The organism is Methylosinus sp. LW4, from assembly GCF_000379125.1.
In the GTDB taxonomy this organism is placed as follows: Bacteria; Pseudomonadota; Alphaproteobacteria; order Rhizobiales; family Beijerinckiaceae; genus Methylosinus.
Map to the genome: position 1 here is coordinate 498277 of NZ_KB900627.1, position 18949 is coordinate 517225.

General features: G+C 65.8%; 12 protein-coding genes. 5 read left to right on the forward strand and 7 right to left on the reverse strand.

What is annotated here, in order from left to right; translation table 11 throughout:
• Nucleotides 1-5: 5 nt before the first annotated feature.
• Nucleotides 6-7274: a type I polyketide synthase gene (locus tag METLW4_RS0121810; protein ID WP_018268363.1), complete on the reverse strand. Its 7269-nt coding sequence runs from the start codon at nucleotides 7272-7274 to the stop codon at nucleotides 6-8.
• A 136-nt stretch (nucleotides 7275-7410) separates the two neighbouring features.
• Nucleotides 7411-7983, reverse strand: a complete 573-nt coding sequence (locus tag METLW4_RS28410; protein WP_198290263.1) for a hypothetical protein — start codon at nucleotides 7981-7983, stop codon at nucleotides 7411-7413.
• 18 nt (nucleotides 7984-8001) lie between these two features.
• On the opposite strand from METLW4_RS28410, the gene METLW4_RS0121820 reads away from it, so the two are divergent.
• From METLW4_RS0121820 to METLW4_RS0121835, 3 genes are all read left to right on the forward strand, one after another.
• A complete protein-coding gene (locus METLW4_RS0121820; protein ID WP_018268365.1) occupies nucleotides 8002-9357 on the forward strand; it encodes a glycosyltransferase family 4 protein in 1356 nt (451 codons plus the stop codon).
• Between the two features lie 85 nt (nucleotides 9358-9442).
• Nucleotides 9443-9793: an antitoxin Xre/MbcA/ParS toxin-binding domain-containing protein gene (locus METLW4_RS0121830; protein WP_018268367.1), complete on the forward strand. Its 351-nt coding sequence runs from the start codon at nucleotides 9443-9445 to the stop codon at nucleotides 9791-9793.
• 8 nt (nucleotides 9794-9801) lie between these two features.
• Nucleotides 9802-10299 (forward strand): RES family NAD+ phosphorylase, encoded by a 498-nt coding sequence (locus tag METLW4_RS0121835; RefSeq protein WP_026191727.1) that lies wholly within the window; start codon nucleotides 9802-9804, stop codon nucleotides 10297-10299.
• A 17-nt stretch (nucleotides 10300-10316) separates the two neighbouring features.
• Here METLW4_RS0121835 and METLW4_RS0121840 read toward each other — a convergent pair whose 3' ends face one another.
• Nucleotides 10317-12452 carry a DNA topoisomerase gene (locus METLW4_RS0121840; protein WP_026191728.1) on the reverse strand — a complete coding sequence of 712 codons (2136 nt, stop codon included), beginning with the start codon at nucleotides 12450-12452 and terminating at the stop codon, nucleotides 10317-10319.
• A 165-nt stretch (nucleotides 12453-12617) separates the two neighbouring features.
• Here METLW4_RS0121840 and METLW4_RS0121845 point away from each other — a divergent pair, with 165 nt between their 5' ends.
• Nucleotides 12618-13664, forward strand: a complete 1047-nt coding sequence (locus METLW4_RS0121845) for an LLM class flavin-dependent oxidoreductase (protein ID WP_018268370.1) — start codon at nucleotides 12618-12620, stop codon at nucleotides 13662-13664.
• Here the strand turns inward: METLW4_RS0121845 and METLW4_RS25770 are convergent.
• The 4 genes from METLW4_RS25770 to METLW4_RS25775 are packed head-to-tail and all read right to left on the reverse strand — an operon-like array spanning nucleotide 13643 to nucleotide 18506.
• Nucleotides 13643-14425: an ABC transporter ATP-binding protein gene (locus METLW4_RS25770; RefSeq protein WP_157235577.1), complete on the reverse strand. Its 783-nt coding sequence runs from the start codon at nucleotides 14423-14425 to the stop codon at nucleotides 13643-13645. The genes METLW4_RS0121845 and METLW4_RS25770 overlap by 22 nt on opposite strands.
• Complete coding sequence (locus METLW4_RS0121855) at nucleotides 14422-15456, reverse strand: FecCD family ABC transporter permease (RefSeq protein ID WP_018268372.1); 1035 nt, start codon at nucleotides 15454-15456, stop codon at nucleotides 14422-14424. The genes METLW4_RS25770 and METLW4_RS0121855 overlap by 4 nt, the downstream gene beginning before the upstream one ends.
• On the reverse strand, nucleotides 15425-16435 hold the full coding sequence (locus METLW4_RS0121860) for an ABC transporter substrate-binding protein (RefSeq protein ID WP_018268373.1): 1011 nt from the start codon (nucleotides 16433-16435) through the stop codon (nucleotides 15425-15427). The genes METLW4_RS0121855 and METLW4_RS0121860 overlap by 32 nt, the downstream gene beginning before the upstream one ends.
• A gap of 25 nt (nucleotides 16436-16460) precedes the next feature.
• Nucleotides 16461-18506, reverse strand: coding sequence for a TonB-dependent receptor (locus METLW4_RS25775; protein ID WP_198290242.1), 2046 nt, complete (start codon nucleotides 18504-18506; stop codon nucleotides 16461-16463).
• Between METLW4_RS25775 and METLW4_RS28415 the strand changes: the two genes are divergently transcribed.
• Complete coding sequence (locus tag METLW4_RS28415; RefSeq protein WP_198290243.1) at nucleotides 18493-18867, forward strand: hypothetical protein; 375 nt, start codon at nucleotides 18493-18495, stop codon at nucleotides 18865-18867. The genes METLW4_RS25775 and METLW4_RS28415 overlap by 14 nt on opposite strands.
• Nucleotides 18868-18949: the final 82 nt, after the last annotated feature.

Sequence of the window (18949 nt, forward strand, 5' to 3'; positions counted from 1 at the left end):
ACGCCTCATTGGCGCAGCGCCAATTGCGCAATTCTCTGCATGCTCGCCGCGACGACGATCTCTGGATTTCCGGTCGCGCCGCGCGCCAGCTCGTCCAGGCATTCCTGCCGTCCCTGCTCGATCTCGAGCGTGCGAATGTCCTTGGATTCGTAGAGCCGGCGCAATTCGTCCGTGACCATGCCCCCGTTCCACGGCCCCCAATTGATCGCGACGACATGCGTCTTGGGCCATTCGAGGCTCAGCCGCGAGGCGAGCTTGTTCAGCACCTCATTGGCCGCGCTATAATCGCTCTGGCCGGCGTTACCGAAACGCCCCGCGATCGACGAGAAGAACAGCAGGAAGCGTAGCGCTTCGGGACGCAGCTTCTCGATCAGCGTGAAGGCCGGCGTCGCCTTGGTCGCGAAGACGCGATCGAAAGAGTCGAGCGTCTTGTCGCGAATGAGGCGATCGTCCAGCACGCCGGCGCCATGCAGCACGCCGTCTATGCGGCCGAAGCGCGCATACACATCATCGATGAGCCGGCCGAAAGCGTCGGCGTCGGTGATGTCGAGCGAATGATATTCGACGCGCGCGCCGGCCGCCGTCATCGCCTCGAGATTGGCGAGGATCCGGCGATCCTTCAGCATGCGCTTCCATTCGCGCTCGATCTCGACGGGCTTCACCTTCGGATTTTCGCCGCGCAGCCTGCCGATCAGAAATTCTTTCAGCTCGCTCGCGGAAAGTCGCCTTGTCTCCTCGGGCTCCGCCGCCGGCGCGGGGCTGCGCCCGACGAGGACGAGCCGCGGACGATAGGCGGAGGCGACCGCTCTCGCTATATCGGCGGTGATGCCATAGGCGCCGCCGGTCGCGAGCACGACGGCCTCGGGATCGAGACGCAGGCTCTCGATCTCGGCCGTCGCGGCGCTCGCCCGGCCGAGATCGAGCGTCCAGCGCCCGTCCTCGGTGAGGCCGATCTCGAGCGGCGCGGCGCGCAGGCCGGCCTCGATCATCAGCTCGCGCGCGATCACATCCTCCGCGAGCCGCGGATCGACGTCGATGCAGCGCACGCGCAAATCCCGCCATTCCTGCGCGGCGGATTTGGCGACGCCGAGCGAGCCCGCCGCGGCGGCCGAAAACCTTTGCTGTCGACGCAGGCCGAATTGGCCGTCGAGCGCGGTCACATTGACGAGCCAGCCGCCGCCGCGGCCGGCGCTGTCCTTCAAATCGCCTTCGAAAGTCTTGAGCAGCTGAAACAGATTGCGCGCGCAGGCGAGTCGGCGCCGATCCTCGGCGCCCTCGCCGTCGAGCCCGGCGAGGTTGAACAGTGCGCCGACGCGATAGCGGCCTTCGGCGAGACGCGTCGCCAGCGCCTTCACTCCTTCAGGATCGGCGAAGTCGATCGTCATCGCATCCGTCGCGAGCGGCGCCGTCTGGTCGCCCGGCAGCACGCGCCAAACCTGATAGCCGCGCGCCTTCAGCGCCGAGTCGAGCGCCGTGGCGATCGGCGTCGCCTCGCCGACGATGAGGATCATGCGCTCATAAGGATAGCCGTCCATCTCCGACGCCCGCGCGGCGCGCGGCGCGGGGAGGGGGGCGAGCACATAGCGAAGCGTTTCTTTAGAACCCACTGTCTCACTATTGGACTCCACCGTCCCCAGCGGGGACAGAGACGACGGAGCCTGAGATTTTTTTGCCGGTTCGGCTCCTTCCGCTTCCGCGCGGCGCGCATGCAGGCCGTCATACCATTCGACGACGGCGTTCAATGTCTTGAGCCCTGCGAGCTCGTCGAAGATCGCTTCTTCGTCGCGCCCCTCCATGAAGGGGAAGCGATCCTTGAGCTGGTTGAAAATCTCGATCCGCTTGATGGAGTCGACGCCGAGATCGGCCTCCATATGGGCGTCGAGATCGAGCATTTCCTCCGAATAGCCAGTGCGCTCGATCATTGTGGCGAGAAGCTCGGCCTTGAATTGCGCGGTCGGCGGCATTTCGATCGATGCGCCCTCGGCTTTCGGGGCCGTGGCGCCATTGGCGTGCGCCGGCGCTTTTGCAATGGGCGCAGCCGCCGCGCCATTGGCGGCCGCGAGAATCGCCTCCGGCAGCACAGGAACCGGCACGCTCGGCGTCAGCAGACGTTGCGGCGCCGGCGCGACGGGTTCGAGGCGCTGCGGCGCCTCGAACCGGGCCGGCTCTGGCGCAGGCTCGTCGTAAGAGGCCGTCTCGGCGCCGGCGAGGAGCCGCTCCTGCAGCGCGATGAAACGCTGCAGCGTCACCTGCTGCTCGCGCTGCAATTCGATGAGCTGCGTCAATTCACTGCGCATCTGCGCCATCGTCGGCGGCGAGCCTCGCGGACTCGCCGCGGCCGGCGCGGGCTCGCCGGCTTTCGGCTCTTTGTCGCTCACCATTTCTCTCCTTCGATACGGGATCGGCGTCGCTGCGACGCCATTCGATTCGATGGGCTTTCGAGGTCCGCTCGCGCCATTGACGGCGACGGGCGCGGGCGGCTTCTCGCTCGGAATGCGGATCGGCTCGGGCGCCGAGCTTTTCTCGACCGCCGTCGACGCCGGAGCACGCCAAGGAACCGCCTTGCCGCCGCTGACGCGCCAGACCGAGGCCGGCGGATCGGCGGCGGCCGCGGCCTCGTCGAGCAGCGCTTGCAGCCGCAATTCCGCGAAGCCCCGATGACGGAACCATTGCGCCACGTCCACCGGCAGGCCGAGCGTGATCGCCTGGGCGACCAAATGCCCGAATTGCAGCCAGCCCGGACGCTCCGGCGCATCGACGGCGAGCGTCACATGCTCGCGCTTGCCGAGAATGCGATCGACGAGGCCGCTCAGAACCATTCCCGGCCCCGCCTCGATGAAGACGCGCGCGCCCGCCTCATAGAGGCGCTCGATCTCCTCGACGAAGCGCAACGGCTCGGCGATATGGCGCGCCAGCAGCGCCTCTATCTCCCGCGCCTCGCTCGGATAAGGAGCGGCGGTCGTATTGCCGTAGACGGGCAGCTTCGGCGCGGCGAATTCGATCTTCGACAATTCCGCGGCGAGACGCGCCTGTGCCGGCGCCATTGCGGCGCAATGAAAGGCCGCCGTCACCGGCAGGCGCTTGGCGCGCAGACCCTGCGCGCGGAAGGCTTCGACCGCTCTGTCGATTGCAGCGCCGGCGCCGGCGACGATCGTCTGATCGGGCGCGTTGAGATTGGCGATCGCGACCTCGAGGCCGAGTGAATGGATCACTTGCGCGACGCGCGCCTCGTCGGCGGCGACGGCGGCCATCGTCCCGCCGTCGGCCGCGGCGGCCTCGGCCGAAATCTGGCCGCGAATCTGCGACAGCTTCAGGAGATCGTCGCGCGAGATCGCGCCGGCGACGCAGAGCGCGACATATTCGCCATAGGAATGGCCGGCGACGAAATCCGGCGCGAGGCCGAATTCGGCGAGAAGATCATAGGCGGTGAGATCGGCGACGCCGAGCGCCGGCTGCGCGGCGCGCGTGTCGTCGAGCTCCACCTTGCGACGCTCGCGCTCCTCCTCGGAAAAGCTCGGCAGGGGAAAGATATATTGCGAGAGCCGCTGCGGCAGCGCGCCCGCGAGAGCCTGATCCGCACGCTCGAAGAGGCCGTGACTCGATGGGCGCGACATCACGAGATCGCTCAGCATGTCGAGCTTCTGCGAGCCTTGCCCGGGGAAGAGCATGCAGACGCCGCCGGCCGGCGCCTCTGCGCCGCGATCATGAAAATAGATCCCTTGCGGCGCTCTGATCGTGCGCTTGCCCTTGCCTTGGCGCAGGAAGAATTCGAGCTTCGATCGCAGATCCTCGACCGAGGTCGCGACGATCGCCAGACGGCTCACCGGCTCGCCGGCGGGATGGCGGATCGCCTGCTCGTCGAGATGCAGCGAATAGGCGAGCTGCCCGAGCGAGAGAAGGTCTGGATGGACGAGCCGCTCGAGAAGGCTCTGCGCGGCGCGCTCGACCTCCGCGCCATCGGCGCGCGTCACCACGATGAGCTCGGCGGCGCGCGGCGTGAAATTCTCGACGTCGCCCGCGCGATAGCCGCCGTCATATTCCTCGAGGACGGCGTGGAAATTGGTGCCGCCGAAGCCGAAGGCGCTGACGCCGCAGCGCCGCGGCTCGTCCGGCGAACGCGCGAGCCATGGCCGCGCGCGCGTGTTCACATAGAAGGGCGTCTGCGAAAAATCGACGCGCGAGCTGGGCTTGTCGACGCCGAGCGTCGGCGGCAGCACACGATGCTTCAGCGCCAGGGACGCTTTGATGATCGCCGCGAGACCGGCCGTCACCTTGGTGTGGCCGATCATCGATTTGACCGAGCCGACCGCGCAGGACTGGCGCGCCGCGCCATCCTCGCCGAAGACCTGGGTCATCGACTTGATCTCGCATTTGTCGCCGACGGCCGTGCCGGTGCCATGCGCCTCGATGAGCGCGACGCTCGCCGGGCTCACGCCGGCTTTCTCATAGGCGCGCTGCAGCGCCAGCGCCTGGCCTCTATTGTCCGGCGCGGTCAGGCTGCGATTGCGGCCGTCGCTCGAGCTGCCGACGCCCTTGACCACCGCATAGATATGATCGCCGTCTCGCTCCGCGTCCGAGAGGCGTTTCAGCACGATCGCCGCGACGCCTTCGCCGAGCACAATGCCGTCCGCCGCATCCGAGAAGGGGCGGCACACGCCCGTCGGCGACAGCGCATGAGTCTGGGCGAAGGACATGAAGGCCATGCAGCCATTGGCGCCGTCTATGCCGCCGACGAGGGCCACATCGGCGTCATGCGACTGCAGCTCGCGAATGCCGGCGTCCAGCGCGGCGAGCGAGGAGGAGCAGGCCGCATCGACAGTGAAATTGGCGCCGCGCAGATCGAGGCGATTGGAGACGCGGCCCGCCGCCACATTGGCCAGAAAGCCGGGGAAAGAGTCCGGCGTCCATTGCGGCAGCTCCTTGCCATGGAGAGAGGAGACGATATGCGCGCGCGTCTCCTCCGAGAGGCCGGCGACTTTCGGCAGATAATGCGAGAGCAGCGTGCGGAAGACATAGAGCGTTCCGAGCTCGTTCATCGCGCCGCTGGCGAAGATCGTCGCGGTGCGGTCCTTGGGGAAGGGCCGGCGATCGAAGCCGGCGTCGGCCAGCGCTTTCGTGGCGACATGCAGCGCCAGCAATTGCACCGGCTCGATCGACGGCAGGCTCGCCGGCGGAATGCCATAGGCGGTCGGATCGAAGGCGATCTCGTCGAGGAAGGCGCCCCATTTCGAATAGACGCGATCCGGCGCGCGGGCCGTGTCGAAAAAATCGCTCGGACGCCAGCGATCCTCCGAGACCTCGCGGAACATGCAGACGGATTGGACGATATTGCGCCAGAAGGCGCGCGCGTCCTTCGCGCCGGGCATGACGCAGGCCATGCCGACGATGGCGATGTCCTCGCCCTTTTGTCGCGCGGCGCGCGCGTTCGCCGCCTCGGCCGCGACGCGCCGCCTCGCGAGCAGATCGGCGGAGCCGCGCGAAACCTCGTCATGCAGCTCGGCGATGGTGAGCGTGTCGCGACGCAGGCGCGCGACCTCGCCCATCATATAGAGGCCTTCGCGCCGCTGCGCCTCGACATCCAGCTCGACATAGCCGCCGCTCTCGTCGAGGCCCTTCTGCTCGCCCTTATGCGCGAGGCCCTTGGATGCGATGCGCAGACGGCCGACATTGAGCAGCTCCAGCGCCACCAATTTCTCCTCGTCCGACTTACCCTCGCGGATGAGGCGCCGGCGCGTCGCGTCGAACTCGTCGCAGAAGGGCGTCGCGGCGCAGCGCGTGTAGAGGCCGACGCCCGATTGCAGGAGCGCCGTCTCCTCGCAGCGCAGCGCTTGGTTCTGAAACTCCTCGAGGATCGCGCCGGCGCTCACCGCCTCGCGGGTGAAGAGATAGGCCGTGCCCATCAGCACGCCGATCTTCATGCCGCGCGCCGCGAGCGGCGCGGCGAGGCAGGAGACCATCGCCGCCGACAGAGCGTCATGCACGCCGCCGGCGAAGAGAATCTGCACCGAGCGCGGATCGTCGATCTTGGCGTCGGCCAGAATCTCGATCGCGGATTCCCAAAGAACGAAGCTCGCGCGCGGGCCGGTATGGCCGCCGCATTCGCCGCCCTCGAAGATGAATTTTCGCGCGCCCTCCTTCAGGAACCCCTGCAGCAGGCCGGGCGAAGGGACATGAAGATAGGTCGAGACGCCGAGCGCCTCGAGATCGCGCGCCTGGCTCGGACGGCCGCCGGCGATGATCGCGAAAGGCGGCTTGGTTTCGGAAATGGCGTCGATCTGCTCCTGGCGCAGCTCCAGCGGCGTGAAGCCCAGCATGCCGACGCCCCAGGGCTTCTCGCCCATGAGCGCCTTCGTCTGCGTGAGCAGCGCGCGCGCCTGCGGCCCACGCAGCACCGACAGAGCGAGAAAGGGCAGGGCGCCGCCATCCGCCACTGCGCGCGCGAAAGGCGCGACGTCGCTCACCCGCGTCATCGGCCCTTGCACGATCGGATAGCGCGCTCCGTGAATGGTCGCGAGATCGGAGCCTTCGGCGAAAAGCGTCTCGACGCCCGGCGGCGCGGCCGTCTCCAACGCCTCGGCGATCGCGGCGACGGCGCGCCCGGTCGAGCCATAGCGGCGCGCGAATCCGCCCGCGAAGGCAATGTCCTGACCCATTGGCAGAACAGGGTCTTCGCCCTGCGACGATCGGCGCAGCAGCGCCCGCCAATCCTCGCCCTCGGCGACGGCGCGCTCCAGCGCGCGCAGCTTCTCCCTTCCGTGCCGGCTCGAGAGCCGCAGCATTGACGAGCCGTCGCCGATGACGACCGTCTCGCCGCCGTCGAGCCGGCTCCAGGAAGCGGCGAGAGCCGGCGCTCCATAAGGCCCTTCCTCGGTGAGCCAGAGCTGCTCGCAGAGCACGACGCCCGCCGCGCCGGCGAGCGCCGCCGCCGCCGCCGCGCTGCGCGGCCCTATGCCGCCCTCCGCCCAGAAGGGAATGCGCAGCGCGCCCGAAAATTCCTGCAACAGTATGAAAGACGAGGATTTGCCGATCCGGCCGCCGGCCTCGGCGCCCTTGACGACGACGCCGTCATAGCCCGCCTCCTGGGCCGCCAGCGCGCTTTCGAGATCATAGACCTCGAGAGCGACGAAGCAGGCGAAGCGCGCCGCGCTCGCGCGGATCGCCGCGGCCTCTTCGCCGGAAACCCCGGCGACGACGAGACTATCGACATGGCCGTCCACCAGCCGCTCGAGCTCGGCGACGCTCGCCACGCTCGAAAATTGCGCGTCCCAACGCAATCCCCATTTTCCGACCGCCGCCTTATCGCGAAGGCGCGCGAGCGTCGCACGAAGCGCGTCGTGATCGGCGTCCGCACCAATGTCGAGAAGCCCGGAGCCCCCGGCCCGGGTGGCTGCAACGATAATTTCAGCGTTTCTACATCGGCTGGGAGAAACAGCCGCTACTCGCTCCATGTCTCAGCCCCATCCATTCGCGCACGAAGACGCAACATCCGCCATCGCAAAGCATTATTTCTTCAAACATCGAAGCCGATGGTCGCGCTTCCCTGGAAAGCGACGCCGAACCTGTGCGCCGCACCCAAAAACAAGGCAATATGCTCAAAAGCCCGGCTTCGAAAAGCCGGAGAGCAATTCTCCCTCCGGCCTCATGATCTACAATCCAATTCGATTCGACCTGCGTCGACGTGATGCAGATCGCGCCGGCACAGTCGCTCATCGACGCCTTCCCCAAAAGCAAGCTCTGCGCCATCCCTTTACGGGACTGGGCAAATTTGCCGGCGAAGCCGCCCGGAAGGATCGATCCTCGGTCCGTTGGAGACGTCGAAATCGACGCGCCGAGCCGGACCATGCGCAGATTTAGACGAAGATGCTGTGACTTGGCGCACATCCCGGTTTTCGATAATGATGATGATGCGGAGCGGACCGCGAGTCCGTCGCCTGATTGCGCGACGCGACGAAGCGTCGTCCTGGTCGATTTCAAGAAATTCATCGAGGAAGGGTGGCCCCCGTGACGTCACGCCCGAAATTCGCGATCGTCACCATAGGAAGCGGCTCCTATCTCGGCTCGACCGTCCATGACGCCACGCTGGCCAATGCGCTCCGCCGCCGCGGTTACGAGGTCGTCGTCTATTGGATGCTCGAAGAGACGCCCGAGCTTCTCGCCGAGGGAGTCGAGCAGAGGATGCTGTGCCACGGCACGCGCTATCAATTCTCGCGCCCTTCGGAATTCATGGACCGAGTCATCGGCCGCATCGCCTTTCGCCTGCCGCGGAAATTGCGGCGCGCCGTCGCCCAGGGCGTTCCGGGCTTCGTCGAAAATCTCATGCGCAATCTGGTCCGCTCGCTCTTTTGCTACGAGCGGACCGACGTCGCTCTCGCCGAGCGCCTCGCGCGCTTCATCGAGCAGGACGGCGTCACCCATGTCAAAATGGGTTTCGGCTCGATCGGCGGGCTGGCGCAGGAAGCGCAAAAGCGCACGCGCAAGCGGTTCGATTATTTGGTGACGTTTCAGGGCGACGAGGAATTCGCGAGCCTCGCGGAAGCCTGCGGCGTGACGGATGTCTATCGCCGCCGCGTGGACGAGGCGGTGCGAGGCGCCCGCTGGCCGGCGATCGTCCTCAGCCGTCATTACGCGTCGCGTCTCGTCGATGATCTTCGTCTCGACGGCTCTCGTCTCGAGGTTCTCTATTGCGGGATCGAGCCGCCGCAGCAAGGGACGGCCCCCGATTTCTCGATTCTGACGGAGACCTTTCCGCGTCTGCGGCGCGATCTTCCGATCCTCGCCTTCGTCGGCCGCCAGGAGAGCGAGAAGGGCATCGACCTGCTTCTCTATGCGGCGAAAATTCTTCTCTCCCGCGGGCTGCGCTTTCAGCTGGTCGTCTGCGGCGCCACGGCGAAGGGCCTCGCCTATCGCGCCGCCATTCGGGATATTGTGACGCATCTCGGCGTCAATCTCCATCATTCCGGCGCCATCTCGATAGCGACGCGCGACGCTCTTTTCGCGCATTGCCGCTGCGCCGTATGCCCCTCCATCAATGGCGAGCCCTTCGGGCTCGTGGTCGCCGAGGCCATGAGCCTCGGCGCTCCGGCGGTCGTTCCCGATTATGGCGGAGTCGCCGAGGTGGTGGATGATGGCGTCCGCGCCGGCGGATTGATCTTTCGATGCTGGGACAGCGGCGATCTCGCGCGGCAGCTCGAACGCCTGCTGACCGACGACGCGCTGCACGCCGAGCTCGCCGATAATGCGCCCCGCGTCGCCGCGCGCTTCTCGACCGAGAATATGGTCGACGGCTTTCTCGCGCATATCGGCCTGCAGGAGAAGGCCGAGCCGCAAATTCTCCATGAGGACGCGACGAGCCTCTAGAAAGGGCGAAAGCAGGCCCATTGAACGCCGCTCATTGTGACGCTATATTGCGTCATAATATTCGGCTTCCAGCGGAGGCGGAGCAATGAGTCTGGCTCGATATGCGGATGACGGGATTTTCGCGCCGCGCAAGATCGCGGACATGCTCCGCACCTCCAGCGAGGAGATCGCCCGCACCGCCGGCCTGGGCAAGGACGCCGTGCAGCGGGCCGGCCGGCTTCGCTCCGACAAGACGCAGCGTCGCCTGCGGGAGATGGTCGAGATCCTCAACAAGGTCGAGCCGCGCTTCGGCTCGGCGCTTCTGGCCTATGCCTGGTACCGCTCGGAACCGCTCGCCGGCTTTTCCGGCTTCACCGCCATGCAGCTCGTCAAGAGCGGCCGGGCCGACGAGGTGCTCGATTATATCGACGCCGTCGACGCGGGCGTCCACGCCTGAGCGCGGCCATCGCCTATAAGGGCAAGCTCTATCGAGCGCTCAATCCCGTCTATGCGCGCGAGCCGCTCTCGGGCTACGGGGCGGCGCTGCATGGCGGCCGCTTCAATCCCAAGGGCGTTCCTGCTCTCTATTGCTGCCTCTCAATCATGACCGCCATTCGGGAGGCCAATCAGGTCGGCAATCTGCAGCCCACCACGCTCGTCTCCTACGACGCCGATCTCGAACGAATATTCGATACGCGGGATGCGACGGCGCTGGCGAGCGAAGGCATGGACGCCGCCGCGCTCGCGGCCTCGACCTGGCGCGACGAGATGCGCGCGAGCGGCGAAGCGAGAACGCAGAGCTTCGCCCGGCGCCTGATCGGCGCGGGCTATTGCGGGCTGCTGGTTCGCAGCTTCGCCCCGGGAACGCGCGAGGACGATCTCAACCTCGTGCTCTGGTCATGGGGAAACGCCCCTCCGTCCTGTCTGACGCCGATCGACGACGAAGGTCGCCTGTCGAGGTGACGCGAAAGAAGCGGACGCTATCTCGCATGCTCATCGAGAAACTTGCGGCAGGCGTCGAAGTCCTGCCGATAGCCATCGGGCAATTTCACTTTCTTGGCTCGCGAGAGATTTTGCGCGTAAGCGACCATTTTCTCGGTCGGCGCTTTGGCGCGCCCAGCGCTCTGCTCGACGGCCTCCTGCGATGCGGATGACGTCGCCTTGGACGCGCGCCGCCGCGGGCTCGCGCTCGCGCTCTTTGGCGCCGCCGCGGGGCGAGCGTCGGTAGGCCCGCTGCGGCGACGACGTCCAGATCGACGCGCCGGCGGCGCCGCCGTCAGCTCGACCTTTCCATCCGATTTTCCGACCAGCGCCTCGATCAGCTCCTGCGCGGCGGCGGCGACGCCATCGATGACCGCATGATAATCCGCCTTTCCGACGAGAATCTCGTCGAGACGCATCTCCCACAGAGCCGTCGTCGCGGGATCGACGAGCGCGGGCGCGGCGCCCCGCAGCAGCTCGAACAATTGCAGCCCGGCCGGCGTCGGCAGCACCAGCTTGCCATCGGCCGTCAACAAATTCTGCCGCTTCAATCCCTTGATGATCTCCGCCCGCGTCGCCGGCGTGCCGATCCCCTTGGCTTCCTTCAGCCGGTCGCGAAGCCCGGCATCATCGACGAAGCGCCATGCATTCTGCATCGCATCGACGAGCGTGCCTTCATTATATCGAGGCGGCGGCTGCGTTCTCTTCGCCTCGACGCGCGGCTCGGAAAGAGTGGCGCTCTCGCCATCGCGAAGCGGGGGCAGCGTCTGCTCGGCCTCTGTCTCGGCGTCCGGCTCGTTCGCCTGATAGACCGCCTTCCAGCCGAGCCGCAGCGGTATCCGCCCGACGGCGCGAAACTCGGCCGCGCTTCGGCCTGCGATCGGAACGTTCATTGTGACGATGGTCTGCCGATATTCGTAATCGGGCATCACGGCGGCGAGATAGGAACGGCAGATGAGCGCGAACAGCCGCTTCTCATCCTCGTCGAGACGCGCCAAGCGGGCCTCGAGATCGTCGAGAACATTGACATTGGGCACGACCGCATGATGCGAGACGCCTTCCAGCGCCTCGTCGCAGAAATGGCCAGACTTGCCGCGTCGGATCACCGGTGCGGCGATCTCCAGCCGCGCAAAGCCGCGCAGGCGCGTCAGCGCGGCGACGATCGCTGGCGCGTCGCCCATCTGATTTTCGCTCAGATAGCGCGCTTCCGCCCGCGGATAGGTGATGAGCTTCTTGCCATCGCCATCATAGAGCGCCTGCGCCACGGACAGCGTCTTGTCGGCCGTCCATCCCCAGCGCTGGCCGCAGGTCTTCTGCAAGGAGGGGAGATCGAAGAGACGCGGCGGCGCCTGCCGTTTTTCATCGACGGCGACGCCGAGAGGCCCCTGATGGCCATTGGCAGCTCTGGCGATCGTCTCGGCCTCGGCGCGCGTCTTGATCCGCGCCTTGGCCGCCGGAGCATGGCGCATCGAAAAGCTGCCGCCTGCGACGGTCGCTGTCGCGACGACCTCGAAATAATCCTCCGGCCGAAAATTGCGGATCTCCAATTCGCGAAGGCAGACGATCGCCAAGGTCGGCGTCTTGACCCGGCCGATTCCGATCACGCCGCGAACGCCGGGCGAGAGCAATGTCTTCGTCGCCGTCCGCGTCAGCGACAGGTTGAAGATTTGATCGGCCTGCTGGCGCGCCACCGCCGCCTCATAGAGCGGGCGCATGTCGGCGTTGGGCTTCAGCCGGGCGAAAGCCTGCTGCAGCGTCTTCGGGTCCTGGGCGGTGAACAGAGCCCGCCGCACGCGCCCGCGATAGCCGAGATGATCCAGGATTTCCTGGCCGATCAGCTGCCCCTCGCGATCACAGTCGGTCGCGAGAATCACATCGTCGCAGGCGGAGAGCGCCGTCGCTATGGCCCGGAGCTTCGCGGATTTGTTGCCTTGCGTGGCTTCGCGAGTCGGATAGAGCCCGTCCGGCTTGAGGACGACGCAGGACCAGCGCTTCCAGACGGGGTTGATCTCCTCGGGCTCGGCCAAGCGAAGCAGATGGCCTTCCGCCGGCAGAATCTGCCCGAAGCGCGCGCCGAGCGCCGCGCGAAGATCTTTCGCCTGACTGGCCTTTTCCGTGATGATCAGTGTCGCCATGCGCCAATGCCGAATCGAAGAGGGTTTCAGCGTAACGCATTTGTGAGAACGAACAAAGAACAAAACGCCGCCCGCGCCCGTGAGCGAGAACATCCGCAAAATCCGTTGTCGCGACCGCGTCAGCGATATATATCGAACTGACATAGCGTTAGCGGGGGCGCGTCATTGAGCGACGAGGAAAAAGTCGGAGCGCCGAAGCGCTTTCGTATTGGTCTTTCGGGCTGTGGCGGCGGTCTCGAATCCGTGTCGACATCACAATTGCTCGCGCTCGCCGAACGCGTCGAGGCGCTCGGCTTCGATGCGATCTGGATCAATGAGGAGCATTTTCAGGGAAGCATCATCGAGGTCGAGGGCCGGCGCTGCCATTCGCCCATCGCGCTCGCCGCCGCCATCCTCGCCCGCACGAAGCGCCTGCGCGTCGGCTTCTCCGTGCTGCTGCTGGCGCTGCATCATCCCATTCGCCTCGCCGAAGAGATCGCGACGCTCGATGTCCTGTCGGATGGCCGCGTCGATTTCGGCGTCTCGCGCGGCGGCAATAGCCGCTATCTCGAGGCCTATGGCGTTCCGGCGGAGAATGTGAACGCGCTGTTCCAGGACAATCTCGCGCTCATTCGACGCGCCTGGACCGAGGAGAAAATCACGGTCGGCGAAAGCGCGCTCTCCGTCGAGCCGAAGCCCGTGCAGCATCCGCATCCGGCGATCTTCATGGGCACCTATACGGATGAGACGGCGGCCTGGGCGGCGCGCGAGGGCCATTCGCTCATTCTGCACGGCATCACCAGCATGGCCAATCAGCGACGGCTGCTGAAAGCCTATGTCGAAGCCGGCGGCGACCCCGCGCGCGCGCCATTCGGACGCTTCGTCTATGTGAGCGAGACCGACGAAAGCGCGCGGGAAGAGCTGTGGCCGACGATCGAGAAGCTGACGGCGCGGCTGCGCGGCTTCGGCCTCTTCAATCGCAAAGGCGTCGTCGCCGAGGCGGAGCTCGAGCCCGAGAATTTCTATCGCGACATGGTCATCGCCGGCTCGCCGCAGACATGCGCGCGGGCTTTTCTCGCGCTGCACGACGAGCTCGGCGTCACCTATGTGAATGCGCTGAGCGCCTTCTTCGGCTTTCTGCCTCTGCCTCTGCTCGAGAAGTCGCTCGCTCTGCTGGCGCGCGAGGCGCGGCCGCTCGTCGAGGCCGCCCTTCAGGAGAGGTCGGGGACGTAGCCCACGACGCCTCTGCTTTCTGTGTCCGCCAGCCTCAGCAAAGGCGCGCCATAGAGCCGGCTCATCGAGCCGAGATCGCAGACCGCCTCGGCGCGCCCCTCGGCGATCATACGGCCGTCCCGCAAGAGCGCGACCCGCGCCTTCAGATTGAAAGCTTGATCGGGCAAATGCGTGGTCATGACGACGCTCTTGCCGCCACCGGCGAGCTTGCGCATCAGATCGAGCACGCGGCCTTGATTTCCGAGATCGAGGCTCGAGGTCGGCTCGTCCATGACGATGATCGACGTGTCTTGCGCGAGCGCGCGCGCGATCAGCGCGAGCTGCCGCTCGCCGCCGGAAATCTGCGTGAAGGGCTTGCTCGCCAAATGCTCGACGCCCGTGTCCGCGAGCGCGCGCCGCGCGATCTCGCGGTCGCGGAGCGAGGGCGATCCAGCGCCCTCTATATGGGCGGAGCGGCCCATCAGAACCATCTGCTCCACTGTGAAGGCGAAGGCGCTGTGGCCGGCCTGCGGCACATAGGCGATGCGTCGCGCGACCTCGCGTCTCGGCAGGCGATCGAGATCGTCGCCCAGCACGCGGATGCTTCCGGCGTGTGGCGCGGCGAGGCCGAGCAGGCAATGGACGAGCGTGCTCTTGCCGGCGCCATTGGGGCCGAGCAGCACGAGCGTCTCGCCCGCTGCGAGCGCGAAAGAGATCGCATCGAGCACGAGCCGCTCGGCGCGGCGGAATGAAAGACCCTCGATCGCGATCGCCGGCGTCATGACCATTGCTCGCTGCGGGCACGAATGACGAGAAAGAGAAAGAAGGGCGCGCCGATCACCGCGGTCATGACGCCGAGCGGAATCTCGATAACGGAGGCGGAGCGCGCGACATCGTCGACGCCGAGCACGAAGAGCGCGCCCAATGTCGCCGTCGCGATCATGACGCGGCCGGGCTCCATGCCGAACAGCATGCGCGCGATATGCGGCACGAGCAGGCCGACCCATCCGACGATGCCGGCGACGCAGACCGTCGCCGCCGTCATCGCCGTCGCGCAGAGGATCACGATGACGCGCAGCCGCGCCACATCGGCGCCCAGCGCCGCGGCCTCGTTGTCGCCGAGCGCGAGAAGGCTGATGCGCCATCGCAATGCGAACAGCATGGCGCCGCCGAGCATGACCGGCGCCGCCGCCGTCGCCGCATCCGCGCCATTGGCCTTGGCGAGACTCCCCATCAGCCAAAAGGTGATGGTGGCGAGCGTGTCGACCGGATCGGCGACATATTTCACCAGCGAGATCAGCGCCTGAAACAGCGCCGACATCACCATGCCGCACAAGACGAGCGTGATGAGCGAATGGCTCTTGACGCGGCTGGCCGCGAGATAGGAGGCGCCGACAGCGGCGAGACCGCCGACGAAAGCGGCCGCCTCGACGGCGATCGTCGGCAGATGAAGCAGCAGCGCGAGCGCGGCGCCGAAGCCGGCGCCGGCCGAGACGCCGAGCAGAGAAGGCGAGGCCATGGGATTGCGGAAGACCGTCTGATAGGCCGCGCCGGCGATCGAAAGGCCCGCTCCGACCATGACCGCGGTCGCGATGCGCGGAAGACGCACCATGAAAATAATAGTCTGCGCCGTCGCGCCGCTCGGCGAGCCATCGCCACGGCCGATGAGCGTCTCCACGACCGCGCCGAGCGACAATGGATAGCGGCCGAGCGCGAGCGAAACGAGTATCAGCGCGCAGAGCGCGAGCCCCGAGGCGAGCAGCAGCCCGCGTCCCTCGCCGTCAGCGGCCAGTGGAGCCCGCCAGAATCTCATCGATCTGCTCTTTCGAGAGAGAGACGTGGAAAAATCGCTCGTAGAACGCGGACATTTCGCTCTCGAGCATCGCCCGCGAAAATTTTTCGGGATGAATGATCGAGGCCGCCCATAGCACGGTGAGCGGCTGCTCGATCGTTCGATTCGCCCAGAGATGCGCGCCGGCCGGCGCGACATGCACGCGGCCGCTGCGCACGGCCGAGACGTCGCGCAGACGCGGCTCGGCCGCGACGAGCTCGGCCTCACCACGATCGGCGACGATCAGCACTTCGGGATTCCAGGCGATCAATTGCTCGAGCGAGAAAGTGACGCTCTCCTCCGAGCGCCCGTCGGAGGTGACGCTGCGGCCGCCGGCATGCGGAATCCACCATTCGGCGATTCTATGCGGCTGCGTCAGGCGCCGGTAGTTCACATAGAGCACGCGGGGCCGCTTCGACTCGTCGACGGAGCCGAGCTTCGTTCCGATCCGCGTCAGAGTCTCGTCGAAATAGCGAACATAATCTTCGGCGGCTTTTTTCTCGTCGAGAATAGCGCCGAGCAGCGTCATCAGCGCCTTGATGTCCTCCGGCTCGCGCCAGTTCAGCAGTACCGCCGGCAATCCGAGCGCCGAGAGCCTATCCGTCGCGCTGCGGTCCATCGTCAGGACGAGATCGGGCCGCAGCGCGACGATATCCTCGACCGCGAGACCGCTCGAGGAACTCTGCAGGATCGGCTTTTTTGCGAGGTCCGACGCGAAGACGAATTGATATTTCCGCGCCAGCTCGCGGGGCAGGCCGTTCACGATCGACTGCTGCCGGCCGAAGGCGAAGAGAAAGCCGTTCAGAACCGGCACGGGTCCCACCGTGACGATGCGGCCGACTTTCTCCGGCAGACTCACGCTTCGCCCGTCCATGTCGACGATCGTTCGACATTCGCCCGCCGCCGCCGACGCCAAAAGCGCCAGAGCCAGGCAGAGGATGCGAGCCGATTGCGACGGCATGGGCGGGCCTCCGCTCGGTGCTTTTTTAGAAGGACGCCGAGACGCCGGCGAAGATCGTCCGCGGCGCGCCGACATAGTATGAGGTGCTGCTCAGATTGGTCTCGTTCACCGAGATCGCGCTGATATAGCGATGATCGAAGAGATTGGTGATCCCCGCCGAGACAGTCATCGGCGTGAGGCCGAGCTTCGCGCCGAACTCATAGGCGGCGTTGATATCGACGATGGCGTAAGGGCTCACGGCTTGTGAATTGTCCGCGAGGCCATAGCGCGTGCTGTTGAACCGAATGACAGGCGTGATCTCGAAGCCGTCGCGATGATAGGTCGCAGCGAGCTTGGCCTGATAGCGCGGCGTGTAGGGCGTCTGCTTGCCGCCGATCTGCATCACGGATGAGGAGCCGGCCTGAATATTCGCCACATAGGTCTCGGAGGCGATCGTGGCGCTGCCCGTGAGCGTCAACCAATCGGTCGCCTTCCAGATCGTCTCGAGCTCGAAGCCGCGGCCGACCGTCGCGGCGTTGCTCTGATAATAGCTCTGCCCGACGGCGGGATCATAGACGAGCACTTCCTTCTTATGCGTCCAGAAGCCGAAGAAGGTCGGCGCCATCGTCAGATCGCCGGTCTCATAGCGCAGGCCGACGTCGACCGCATCGACGGTCGCCGGCCGAATGCGGCCCATGAGCGAGGCGAGCGTGATTCCCTTGGCGAGATAGGCGGCTTCGGCGCCGAGGAAGGAGCTCGCCTGCGGTCCCCAATCGGGGCGGGCGACCTTGCGCGAATAGCTCGCATTGGCGCTCCACTCCTCCGAGAGGCGATGGCGCACGCCGAAATTGGGCAGCCATTCGGAATAGGCGAGGGCAGGCGCCACGCCATTCGCATCGGGCGTCGGAAGATAGCTCCAAACATCCGAATAGGTGACGTCCGGCAGGCCTTTCGTGGTGAAATATTGCAGATGCGGCGTGTTCTCTATGTGCAGGCGCAGCCCGCCGGAGACGGTCGTGGCGTCGAAGGTCTGCGTGTATTGCATGTAGGGGCTGAAGAATTGATGCGTGCCGCTCGTCGCGAGCGACGACCAGCTCGAAAAATTCAGGGATCCGATCGGGGTCACCGTATAGAGCTTCTGATGCAATGGCGGCGGCTCCGGCTCCGCCGATTGGCTCCAGAAGCCGAGCGCGAAATCGGCGTCCCACGGCAGATGTTTCTTATATTCGATCGTGCCGCCCAAATTATAATTGCTGATCGGCCACAGACGCACGCTCGCGCCCGACGTCGTTTCCTGATAGCCCGTGTTGCGCCAATAATAGGGCTTGAGAACGATCGATTGCGTCGGGTCGATGCGATAGGCGATCTCCGCGAAGATCGCATTGGTGACGTAACGCGTGCGATTGAACGCATAATAGCTCGCGTCTATCCCCGATTTTCCAGTGAAGGCCGTATTATAGTCGAAGAAGGCCGTCGCCGCGAGATTCTGCGTCTGGACGAAGGTCAGGGGCAAGTAATTATTCGCCTTCTGGTCATTGTGCACGCCATAGACGGAAACCTCGAGCTGGTCGCCCAGCGATTGCGTGAGGCCGAAGGCGACATTCTTGCGCCGCGCGTCGCCATCGCCCTTCCATTTCTCGGCGTCGGAAATGGATCCAGAAACAAAGAAGGCGGTTCCCGTCGGCAGCCGGCCGGAGTCGATGCGCGCGAAGGTGCGGTGGAAGCCGTTCGAGCCCGCGCCCTGCGAGATGGTTCCGCTCAGCTTTTCCTTGGGCGCCAGCAAATTGAGGTCCAGCACGCCGGCGGCGTTGGAGAAGCCGAAGCCCTGATTGGCGGGAATGCTTCCGCGATAGAGATCGACGCGGCCGATGTCGTCGAGATCGAACAGATCGGCGCCGCCGACAATGCCTTGAATCGGCAGCCCATTGATGGTGCGCGCCAGGAAGAAGTCCGAAACGCCGCGCACGGTGATGCTGCGATTGAAGGAGAGGCCATAGGGATCGGCCGAGTCCTCTATCACGCTCGGCATCATGTCGAGCACCTTATACGTGCTCGCCTGCGCCGGGCCGCCGAGGATCTTGATTCCTTCCATCGTCACCGAGCTCTTCGGCGTCGGCGCATTGTCGGCCGCCGGACCGCTCAGCGCATCGCCCGGACGAGCAGCGCGAAATGGCGAGTCGGAGGCATTGGCTCTATCGTTCCGCGGCGCGGCGACGGCCCCGATCTCGATCGGCGGCAAGGTCTCCTCGCTCTTCGCCGGGACGGCGGAGGCGGCGAGCGCTAGCAGCGAGACGCCATATAACCGCGATAGCGTCAGCGAACGCAGTGGCATTTCTCGATTCATCTTTATATCCCCAGCCCTCGGCCCAGCCCACATCATTTATGTAGTTATTTTATATATCCAAAATCGCGGCCGCGTCCATGACGGCCGCGCGTTTTTTCAAAAATTGTGATGTATTTGCAACAGCTTGCTGCGGCCAGAGGCGTTTCGCTCCGTAAACCGGCGTTCTGCCGAATGAGCGATCAGCAAAGTCG

Bases quoted from the DNA above. Each gene is read 5' to 3' on its own strand.
- METLW4_RS28410 (WP_198290263.1), bottom strand. From the start codon at position 7,983: ATGAATTTCTTGAAATCGACCAGGACGACGCTTCGTCGCGTCGCGCAA.
- METLW4_RS0121830 (WP_018268367.1), top strand. From the start codon at position 9,443: ATGAGTCTGGCTCGATATGCGGATGACGGGATTTTCGCGCCGCGCAAG.
- METLW4_RS0121840 (WP_026191728.1), bottom strand. From the start codon at position 12,452: ATGGCGACACTGATCATCACGGAAAAGGCCAGTCAGGCGAAAGATCTT.
- METLW4_RS25770 (WP_157235577.1), bottom strand. From the start codon at position 14,425: ATGACGCCGGCGATCGCGATCGAGGGTCTTTCATTCCGCCGCGCCGAG.
- METLW4_RS0121855 (WP_018268372.1), bottom strand. From the start codon at position 15,456: ATGAGATTCTGGCGGGCTCCACTGGCCGCTGACGGCGAGGGACGCGGG.
- METLW4_RS0121860 (WP_018268373.1), bottom strand. From the start codon at position 16,435: ATGCCGTCGCAATCGGCTCGCATCCTCTGCCTGGCTCTGGCGCTTTTG.
- METLW4_RS25775 (WP_198290242.1), bottom strand. From the start codon at position 18,506: ATGGAAGGAATCAAGATCCTCGGCGGCCCGGCGCAGGCGAGCACGTAT.